Annotated in this window: 8 protein-coding genes and 1 pseudogene; 1 reads left to right on the forward strand and 8 read right to left on the reverse strand. The window is 60.8% G+C overall.

What is annotated here, in order from left to right; all coding sequences use genetic code 11:
- Positions 1-182: 182 nt before the first annotated feature.
- The 6 genes and pseudogenes from JBE38_RS14055 to JBE38_RS14075 form a co-directional block, all read right to left on the reverse strand.
- The gene (locus JBE38_RS14055; RefSeq protein ID WP_161548175.1) at positions 183-1580 is read right to left on the reverse strand and encodes a sigma-54-dependent transcriptional regulator; all 1398 of its coding nucleotides are present in this window, start codon (positions 1578-1580) and stop codon (positions 183-185) included.
- The gene (locus JBE38_RS14060; protein ID WP_205344510.1) at positions 1570-3348 is read right to left on the reverse strand and encodes a sensor histidine kinase; all 1779 of its coding nucleotides are present in this window, start codon (positions 3346-3348) and stop codon (positions 1570-1572) included. The genes JBE38_RS14055 and JBE38_RS14060 overlap by 11 nt, the downstream gene beginning before the upstream one ends.
- A pseudogene (locus JBE38_RS27685) lies at positions 3348-3479 on the reverse strand (GNAT family N-acetyltransferase); the annotation flags it as partial. The pseudogene JBE38_RS27685 and the gene JBE38_RS14060, both read right to left, overlap by 1 nt.
- 111 nt (positions 3480-3590) lie before the next feature.
- Positions 3591-4457 (reverse strand): alpha/beta hydrolase, encoded by an 867-nt coding sequence (locus JBE38_RS14065; RefSeq protein WP_090366494.1) that lies wholly within the window; start codon positions 4455-4457, stop codon positions 3591-3593.
- Complete coding sequence (locus JBE38_RS14070) at positions 4454-5848, reverse strand: aspartate aminotransferase family protein (protein ID WP_060754441.1); 1395 nt, start codon at positions 5846-5848, stop codon at positions 4454-4456. Before JBE38_RS14070 ends, JBE38_RS14065 begins: the two co-directional genes overlap by 4 nt.
- On the reverse strand, positions 5841-6539 hold the full coding sequence (locus tag JBE38_RS14075; RefSeq protein ID WP_060754442.1) for an MtnX-like HAD-IB family phosphatase: 699 nt from the start codon (positions 6537-6539) through the stop codon (positions 5841-5843). The genes JBE38_RS14070 and JBE38_RS14075 overlap by 8 nt, the downstream gene beginning before the upstream one ends.
- 226 nt (positions 6540-6765) lie before the next feature.
- Between JBE38_RS14075 and JBE38_RS14080 the strand changes: the two genes are divergently transcribed.
- Positions 6766-7536, forward strand: a complete 771-nt coding sequence (locus tag JBE38_RS14080) for a MipA/OmpV family protein (protein WP_205344511.1) — start codon at positions 6766-6768, stop codon at positions 7534-7536.
- A gap of 3 nt (positions 7537-7539) precedes the next feature.
- Here JBE38_RS14080 and JBE38_RS14085 read toward each other — a convergent pair whose 3' ends face one another.
- Positions 7540-8193, reverse strand: coding sequence for a DsbA family oxidoreductase (locus JBE38_RS14085; RefSeq protein WP_205344512.1), 654 nt, complete (start codon positions 8191-8193; stop codon positions 7540-7542).
- A 67-nt stretch (positions 8194-8260) separates the two neighbouring features.
- Positions 8261-9280, reverse strand: coding sequence for an alpha/beta fold hydrolase (locus tag JBE38_RS14090; RefSeq protein WP_205344513.1), 1020 nt, complete (start codon positions 9278-9280; stop codon positions 8261-8263).
- Between the last annotated feature and the right edge of the window lie 120 nt (positions 9281-9400).

Consider the following 9400-nt stretch of genomic DNA (forward strand, 5'->3'; position numbering starts at 1 on the left):
TGCCAGTCAGTTAAGGAGTAACGCGGTCACTGTGGGAGGGGGCTTGCTCCCGATGAGGGTGAGTCAGTCGATAAATTGCTGACTGACACACCCTCATCGGGAGCAAGCCCCCTCCCACAAGTTATTCATCGTCCGTTCTATCGCTTAACTGACTGGCAAGCCCGCTCACTACAGGTCTGCTCTCAGCGAATGATCTTTTCCACTTGGATGCCCAGTTTTTTCAGGCGATACCAGAAGCTTCTTTCAGAGATCCCGATCTTCGACGCCGCCGCTGCCTGCACCCCGTTGCTCTCTTGCAAGGCCGCCAGGATGTAGGCTTTCTCCACCTCCGCCAGCGCCGCATCCAGGTCCTGAGGCACACCCAGGCCCTCGCTGAGCACCGCCGTCACGCCACCCTCGGTGGGCTTGGAGGCGAACAGGTAAGCCGGCAAGTCGATATCTTCAATCACCGGTTTGGCCGCGACGATGGTCGCGCGCTCCACGCAGTTTTGCAGTTCACGGATATTGCCCGGCCAGTTGTAGGCCGCCATGGCCTGCAACGCCTCCGGGCTGAAGCCCGTGATGCGTTTGCCGGCGGTGGCGCTCAGGGTCTCGGCGAAGTGCCGGGCCAGAGGCACGATGTCTTCGGCACGGTCACGCAGGGGCGGCAGCGGAATCGGGAACACGTTGAGACGGTAGTAAAGGTCTTCGCGGAATTCTTTGTTGGCCACCGCATCCAGCAGGTTTTTGTTGGTCGCGGCGATCACTCGTACGTCGACCTTGCGCTCGCGTGGATCACCCACCGGCTCGATCACCCGCTCCTGCAATGCACGCAGGATCTTGGCCTGCAGGGCCAGGGGCATATCGCCGACTTCGTCCAGGAACAACGTGCCTTTGTCGGCCTGCTGGAAGCGCCCGACCCGGTCACTGACCGCGCCGGTGAAAGCGCCCTTGCGATGGCCGAACATCTCGCTTTCCAGCAAGCCTTCGGGGATCGCCGCGCAGTTGACCGCAACGAACGGTTTGTCGGCCCGGCTGCCGTGCTTGTGAATGGCGCGAGCGACCATTTCCTTGCCGGTGCCGCTTTCGCCGGTCAGCAGGATGGTTGCATTGCTGTCGCGTACCGAGTCGATCGCGTGCAGCACCTGGCGAAAGGCCGGGCTTTCGCCCACCAGGCTGTCGAATTGGGCATGGTGATCCAGCTCGGCACGCAGCCGCGCGTTATCGCGCAGGATGTCGCGAAACTGCAAAGCCTTGGCCACGGTGATGTCCAGCTCGTCGATGTCGAAGGGCTTGGCGATGTAGTCATAGGCGCCATTGCGCATCGACTGCACGGCATTTTTCACCGTGCTGTAGGCCGTCATCACGATCACCGGCAGGTCCGGAAAACGCACCTTGATCTCGGCCAGCAATGCCGGCCCATCCATGCCCGGCATGCGCCAGTCACTGATCACCAGGTCGATGTCTTCCTGCTCCAGCACTTTGAGTGCATGCAGACCGTTGCTCGCGGTGAACACCTGGATGCCATTCTGGCTCAAGGCAGACGACAACAAATCACACAGCTTCGGCTCGTCGTCGACTACCAATACGTTATGCGTCATGACCTTCCTCATCGTCGCCATCGTCTTCACCCTGTGCCGGAATGTACAGGCTGAAGGTGGCGCCGGCATCTTTCTCACTGGCGCATTCAATGCTGCCGTCGTGACTTTCCATGATCGAATAGACTTTAGCCAGCCCCAGGCCGGTGCCCGAAGCCTTGGTGGTGACGAATGGCGTGAAGATACGCTCCATCATATCCGCCGGAATGCCCGGGCCGGTGTCGGCAATGCTGATCACCGTGTAGCCGTTCGTGCTGGCGATACCCAGCGTCAGGCGCCCGCCTTCAGGCATTTCGTCGACGGCATTGAGAATCAGGTTGAGGCACGCCTGCTTGATCTGCTTGGCATCCGCATAAAGGGTCGCGCCGGGGGCCTGGTCGACAATTTGTGCATCGATATTGTGGGTGGCCAATTCGGGGCCGCAGAAACCGAGGATTTCTTCGACCACCGGGCGTGCCGCCTGCAACACACGCAACGGTGGGTTGGGTTTGGCGAAGTCGAGAAACTCGGTGATCAGTTCATTGATGCGGCTGACTTCGCTGATCACGTATTCCAGATGGCGCTTGTCGGTCTCCGCCAAGTCCGCACGGCGGTGCAACAGCTGGGTGGCGGTCTTGATGATACCCAGCGGGTTGCGGATTTCGTGAGCCAGGCCCATGGCGACTTCGCCCAGTGCGTGCAACCGGTCTCGACGGCGCAGTTGCGCTTCCAGGTGGTGCAGCTCGCCCAGGCGTTCGGTCATGTGGTTGAAGGTGCTGCTCAACTGCGCCAATTCGTCGCCGCCACTGACCAGCACCCGGTGCTCATAATTGCCGGAGATCACCGCGTTCACCCCCAGGGACAAGTCCCGCAGCGGCTTGGTCAGGCGCCGTGACACCAGCACCCCGGCGCCGAGGGACAGCGCCGAGCTGAGCAGGAAAATCAGCAGGAACAGGTTGCTCTGGTTCACCAGCCCCACCAGGCTGGTATGGCGCAGCAGGCCACTGAAGATCACGCCTTGCAGGTCGCCGGCGTCGTTGAAGATCGGCCAGTACAGACCGCTGTAATTGTTGGTGAACTGTTCGCTCGGTTGTTTGGTGGCGCGCATGGCCGTTTCGACATTCTTCGGGATGCGCGACGGGTGATTATCAAAACGCTGGGTCGAGAATATCTCGGAAAAACCCGAAGGGTTGGCCAGGTACAGGCGCAGGTCGAGGGAGTGGACATCCGCCACACTGGTGAGGAAGCTGCTGTCCAGGTAGGTAGCGACCAGGAGCAGGTAGTCCTCCCCATCCTGCGTGGTTTCGAACGTGGAGACCACCATGCCCGTCGTCACGCCGGCCACCTGCACCGTCTGCAAGACGGCATTGCTGGTCAGGTTGATCTGCTTGACCACATCGTCAGCCGCCGTGGTGAACACCACCTTGTGATCGCTGGCGCGGATCAGCGCAACCACGTCGATATCAGTGGCGTTGGCAATGTCGGCGGTCAGCCGGTCGTGCTTGGCGGCTTGCTTGCTTGACGGCGGGCTGGTGTAGCGCAGGAACAGCTTGGCCATGCGCGCGTTGTCATGAAGGATGTTGCCGACCTCGTCCTTGACGATCTTGGTCGACTCTTGCAGCCAGATGCGCACGTTGCTGTCGAAGATCTGTGACAGTGTGGTTGCCGCCAGTTCGGCCGCAATCATGGTCGGAATAACGCTGACCAACCAGAACGCCAGCACCAGCTTGCGCTGGACGCTCCAGCGCGAGATGGCAAAGGGGCGGGCTTTCGGGCGGGTCTTGGTGATCATCAGGTTTCGCTTATCACAGCAGCCATGGCAGGGTCGGAACGATCCGGTCGAAGAAACATTTTCGCGAAATTGAACAGCCCGTTCACCCACCGATTACGCCGGCGCAAGAACAGGCTGTTGTACTCAAGCTCGCTCGTTTACCCAGACACAGACCGCGCGTTCTTCAAGCCGTTCCAGACACTGCGCTGGATGGCTCGAACGCCCAAGCAGGCTTGGGCGATGATCACGTCGAGTGCTCAGGTTCATGCCCGCTGTCGGTAATCCACGGGCGCTTGGACAGCGGCGGCATGTTGCTCGACAAACTCGGCACTCAACTCGATCACCCGGCGGTATTGCAGGTCGACGGTGATCATGTGATAGCAGTTGTCCAGCAGGATCTTGGTCACGGGACCACCCAGATGGCGCTCCACGTAATCGGCGTTCCAGCGGCTGGTGATGTCGTCCTCGATGGAGTGCAGCACCAACGCCGGGACCTTGATCTCAGGCATGCGTTTCTTGACCACGGCGTTCATGCGGTGCAACTCGCGCACCGTGATGCCCTCCATGGTCAGCAAACCGGCTTCGCTGCTCTCCCCCTCCTTCATCTGCCGTTCGACGATCGAGCGCAGGCGCTCGTTCTTGATGCCATACGGCGGCTTCTCTTCAAAGCGGCAGACGTGCACGCCGAATGGAATCTTCATCAACAACGGCGTCAGGAACGCCAATTTGTTAATGCTCCAGCCGTCGTACTTCAAGGTGGTGGAATACATCAGCAACCCGGCCACTTGTCCTGGGTGCTCGGCGGCCACATACATCGACATCACCGCGCCCATGGACAAGCCACCGACAAACACCTGCTCGTGGCGCTGCTTGACCTGCGCAAAGGTCTTGCGCACGCCTTCATACCAGTCCAGCCAGCCGGTCGCCTGCAAGTCGCTGTTATCGCCGCAGTGCCCAGCCAGGGTGGGCACGTACACCGTGCAGTTGCCCACCTTGGCCAGCCCCTTGGCGACTTGGCGCAGTTCCGTCGGGGTGCCGGTCAGGCCGTGGATCAACAGAATCCCGACCGGACCTTCACCCAACACGAAGCCGGCGTCACCTTCACCGAGGTCGACTCCGATGTTGTTCACCGCTTGGTCGCTCGCACCAGCAGTTGCTCCAGGAGTTTCAGGCCCAGGTCGATTTCCGGGTAGCTGATTTCCAGGGACGGTGCCAGGGTGATCACGTTTTTGTAGTAGCCGCCCACGTCGAGAATCAAGCCCAGTTTCTGGCCGTCAACGACCATGTCGCCCTTCATGCCTTCTTCGACCATGTAGTCCAGGGTCGCCTTGTCTGGCGTGAAGCCGTCCGCAGCGCAGATTTCGCAGCGCAGGGCCAGGCCCAGGCCATCGACGTCGCCGATGATCGGGAAACGTTTCTGCAGGTCTTGCAGACCTTCCAGGAAGTATTTGCCCTTGGCCATGACCATGGCGCCGTAGTCGACTTCGCTGGTCATCTTGAACATTTCCAGACCTACCGCCGTACCCAGTGGGTTGGAGGCGAAGGTGGAGTGGGTCGAACCTGGTGGGAAGATCTTCGGGTTGATCAATTCTTCACGAGCCCAGATACCGCCCAGCGGGTTCAGGCCGTTGGTCAGCGCCTTACCGAAGACGATCACGTCCGGCTGCACGTCGAAGTGCTCGATCGACCACAGTTTACCGGTACGGTAGAAGCCCATCTGGATTTCATCGGACACCATCAGGATGCCGTGCTGATCCAGGACTTGCTTGAGTTCGCGGTAGAAGTTCATCGGCGGGATCACGTAGCCGCCGGTGCCTTGGATCGGCTCGACGTAGAACGCTGCGTATTCGCTGGAACCGACTTTAGGGTCCCAGACGCCGTTGTACTCGGTCTCGAACAGACGGGCGAATTGCTGCACGCAGTGGCTGCCGTATTCTTCCTTGGTCATGCCTTTAGGGCCGCGGAAGTGGTACGGGAACGGGATGAACTGCGCACGCTCGCCGAAGTGGCCGTAGCGGCGACGGTAGCGGTAGCTCGAAGTGATCGACGACGCGCCGAGGGTACGACCGTGGTAGCCGCCTTCGAAGGCGAACATCAGGCTCTTGCCGTTGCTGGCGTTACGCACGACTTTCAGGGAGTCTTCGATGGACTGCGAACCGCCGACGTTGAAGTGCACGCGACCATCGAGGCCGAATTTCTTCTTGGCGTCGACTGCGATCATTTCCGACAGTTCGATCTTGCCTTTGTGCAGGTACTGGCTGGCGATTTGCGGCAGGGTATCGATCTGCTGTTTCAGCGCGTTATTCAGGCGCGGGTTGGCGTAGCCGAAGTTTACGGCCGAGTACCACATTTGCAGGTCGAGATACGCCTGGTCTTCGGTATCCCACACGTAGGAGCCTTCGCAGCGGCTGAAAATGCGCGGTGGCTCGATGTAGTGAACGGTGTCGCCGTAAGAGCAATACTTGGCTTCTTTATCCAGAAGAACCTGGTCTTCGGCGGTAGCGATACGGATATCAGACATGGTGGAAGAGTTCCTGATTTTCAGCGGTAAAGGTGGTGGCGTTGGCGGCGATGCCCATCGGCAGTTTGGCCAGCAGCGCAGGCAGTTCGGCAAAAGTGTCGAAGCGCACGTGAGGGATATGGTTGGCTTCGCAGTATTTGGCCAGGCTGCCTTTGGCGAAGACGAAGTCGGCGGTGGAAGCCACACACATGTCGGACTTGCCGTCGCCGATCACCAGCACGCGTTTGTTGCGTGGGGTGGATTTGCACTTGCAGTTGCCGGCCGCGGCACGGCAGGCATCGCTGGAATACGGGAAGTCGATGCGCCAGCTGTTCTGGTCGACCTGGCGCAGCCGGTTGGCGAGGATCGGCAGCAGGGTCACGTAGTTGCGCGACAAAATGCGCGCGATGCCCTGTTCGATGCCATCGCTGACCACCTCGATGGTGGCGCCCAGGCCCATGACGTGATCGACGAAGTCCGGGAAGTCCGGGTCGATTTCGACGCTGTCAAAATACGCCAGCAGTTCTGCCGGGGTCGCTTTGATCAGCGCCAATTGGCGGCTCAGGCATTCGCGGGAACCGATATGTCCATCCAGCCATTCCTGTTCGATGGTTTCCCACTCGGGGCCGGCGAAGCGTTGGAGGACGTTGTCGATGACATCGGTGGGGGTGATGGTCCCGTCGAAGTCACACACGATATGCCACTGGATCATTGCGTTTACCTTGATGGAGCGCGCTGTATGCGCTTGCCCCAGGGGTATAGCAGGGAGCGTGCCAACTGGCTGAACGCCAGCGGGGCTGGGGTTTTGGCTGAGATGCGTGGTGATATGTGTCGAGCCAGCTACAATTTTTGTAGCTTGCTACAAACAAGATGAGTGCTTGCGCGCAGGGCTACCTTCGCGCGTGAATGCGCGCCAGTTCAGGTAAGGAATCCGCTCCATGTTCAAAGTCACTTGCGCGGTACTCACAGGTTTAGTCGGTCTGCTGGGCGTTTCCAGCACCGCTTGGGCCGCCGGCATCACCGGCCAGGTGGGCGCCGGCGTCAGCTATCAGCCCCGCGACCCCACCGCCAGCAGCTACGAAGTCAAACCGATTCCCTACCTCGACCTGGACTGGGGCAACATGAGCCTGGGTACAGACGACGGCCTGACCTGGAGCGTACTCAATACCAATGGTTTTACCGCCGGCCCCTACGTCAATTACCTGCCCGGCCGCACGTCCAACGGCTCGCTGCGCGGCTTGCGTGATGTGCCGGACATGGCCGAAGTCGGCGGGTTCGTACAATACGCCCCGGCCGATTTCTGGCGCGTCTACACCCAGGTCGGCCAGGCCGTCGGCGGCGCACGCAGTCGAACCGGCATGCTCGGCAAACTCGGCGGTGAACTGGGTTACCCGATGGGCGGCGACATCATCGGCAGCACGGGCCTGATGGCCTACTTTGCCGACGCCCGTCAGACCCAGGCGTTCTTTGGCGTCGACGCCAATGAATCCGCCGCCTCAGGTATCCGGGCCTACAACGCCAGCGCCGGCTTCCAGAACCTGACGCTGACCCAGAGTTTCGAGTTCCCGCTGACCTCCCATTGGTCGTGGCTGACCAGCGCCAGTTGGACGCGCCTGGTCGGTTCGGCGGCCAACAGCAGCATCGTCAAGAAAAATGGCGACGTGAACCAGGGCCAGGTGCAGACGGCGATCAGCTACAAGTTTGACTGAAGCTCAGCCTTTGGCTTCGCTGATAATCTGACGAATCGCGCCCACAAAGGCTTCCGCCGGCTGGCCGCCGCTGACCGCGTACTGGTCGTTGAACACGATGGTCGGCACCGAGCTCACGCCACGGGACACCCACAGTTGTTCCTGCTCGCGCACTTCGGCGGCGTACTCGTCGCTGGCCAGGATCTGGGCCGCACGCTTGATGTCCAGGCCGACGCTCTCGGCGATGATCGCCAGGGTCGCGTGGTCGGATGGGTCCTGGCCATCGCTGAAATACGCCTTGAACAGCGCTTCCTTGAGGTTGTACTGCAAGCCTTCGAGCCCCGCCCAATGCAGCAGGCGATGGGCGTCGAAGGTGTTGTAGATACGGCTCTGGCCGTCGGTGCGGAAAGCGAAGCCCAGGGCTGCGCCCATGTCGCGGATGCGTTCGCGGTTGGCCTGGGACTGCTCGGCGGTGGAGCCATATTTCTCGGTGATGTGCTCAACGATGTTTTGCCCGCCGGCGGGCATGTTCGGGTTGAGTTCGAATGGCTGGAAATGAATCTCGGCCTGTACCTCGCTACCCAGTTGGTCGAGGGCTTCGGTCAAGCCGCGCAGACCAATGATGCACCAGGGGCAAGACACGTCGCTGACGAAATCGATTTTCAGGGGAGTACTCATGGCAGGCAACCTCGCAGGCGTTCTTGTCGGCACTGACGCGCCGTAAAGGTTGCACCATACACCAAGTTCACAGCACCTTCGAAGACTCACCCAGGTCAATCTGCGCCCAATGCGCAACGTCTTCGCGATGGGCTTGCAGGTAGGGCAGCACCGCCGTCAGCAGCGGTGCCTTGAACGCTTCCTGGAATCGATGGGCCATGCCCGGAATCAGTTTCAGTTGGCTGCCCTGGATATGCGCGGCCAGGTGCACGCCGTGCATCACCGGCAACAAGGGATCGGCGGTGCCATGCACCACCAGTGTCGGAACCCGCAGCTGGTTGAGCAACGGCACGCGGCTGGGCTCGGCGAGGATTGCCATGATCTGACGCTTCACACCCTCGGGGTTGAAGGCACGGTCATAGGACAGTGCCGCCTGATGCAGTAATACCTGACGATCATCTTTCACCTGCGGGCTGCCCAGGGCCGCTAGCAGGTCCGCCTGCTGCTCCAGCGCCACCTCGCGATTGGGCGCGCTGCGCCGCGACAACAATTGCACCAGCGCCGCACTCGGCGCCGGCAGGCCCTCGGCGCCGGAGCTGGTCATCACTAACGTCAGGCTTTCCACCCGCTGCGGCGCCATCGCCGCCAGGTGCTGGGCGATCATGCCGCCCATGCTCACGCCCAGCACGTGGAATTGCCGGATCTGCAAGGCATCCATCAAACCCAGCGCATCATCGGCCATATCCGTCAGCGTGTAAGGCGTCGCCACCGGCAGGCCGAGCTTGTAGCGCAGCACTTCGAAGGTCAGGTTGGCGCTGGCCGGGGCCTGGCGCCAGGTGGACAGGCCGACGTCACGGTTGTCGTAGCGAATCACCCGGAACCCCTGCTCACACAGGGCCACCACCACTTCATCCGGCCAATGGATCAACTGCCCGCCCAGCCCCATCACCAGCAGCAGCGCAGGATCGGACGCACGGCCGATACTCTGGTAGGCGATGCTGACTGTTTCCAGGTCGACCGTTTGGGTCGGGACATTGACATCACATCGAGAAGCCGCAAAAGACGGCAGGCCGAACAAGAGAGCGGCCAGTAGCAAAAACACGCGCATGAAAAACACCGAAACGCAGAACCCCAGTAGAGCGCGAGTCTGATGAAGTTTGTTCAAGCGCGCTGCCACACTTCCATGACAGTTTGATGAAGAGTGCCCAGCGGTCAGGTCTACACATGT

This window comes from Pseudomonas sp. ICBG1301 (assembly GCF_016918385.1).
GTDB classification, from domain to species: Bacteria; Pseudomonadota; Gammaproteobacteria; order Pseudomonadales; family Pseudomonadaceae; genus Aquipseudomonas; species Aquipseudomonas palleroniana.

What these genes read in the sequence shown, in the direction of transcription:
- JBE38_RS14085 (WP_205344512.1), bottom strand. Translation starts at nt 8,193, where the DNA reads ATGAGTACTCCCCTGAAAATCGATTTCGTCAGCGACGTGTCTTGCCCC.
- JBE38_RS14075 (WP_060754442.1), bottom strand. Translation starts at nt 6,539, where the DNA reads ATGATCCAGTGGCATATCGTGTGTGACTTCGACGGGACCATCACCCCC.
- JBE38_RS14060 (WP_205344510.1), bottom strand. Translation starts at nt 3,348, where the DNA reads ATGATCACCAAGACCCGCCCGAAAGCCCGCCCCTTTGCCATCTCGCGC.
- JBE38_RS14070 (WP_060754441.1), bottom strand. Translation starts at nt 5,848, where the DNA reads ATGTCTGATATCCGTATCGCTACCGCCGAAGACCAGGTTCTTCTGGAT.
- JBE38_RS14055 (WP_161548175.1), bottom strand. Translation starts at nt 1,580, where the DNA reads ATGACGCATAACGTATTGGTAGTCGACGACGAGCCGAAGCTGTGTGAT.
- JBE38_RS14080 (WP_205344511.1), top strand. Translation starts at nt 6,766, where the DNA reads ATGTTCAAAGTCACTTGCGCGGTACTCACAGGTTTAGTCGGTCTGCTG.
- JBE38_RS14090 (WP_205344513.1), bottom strand. Translation starts at nt 9,280, where the DNA reads ATGCGCGTGTTTTTGCTACTGGCCGCTCTCTTGTTCGGCCTGCCGTCT.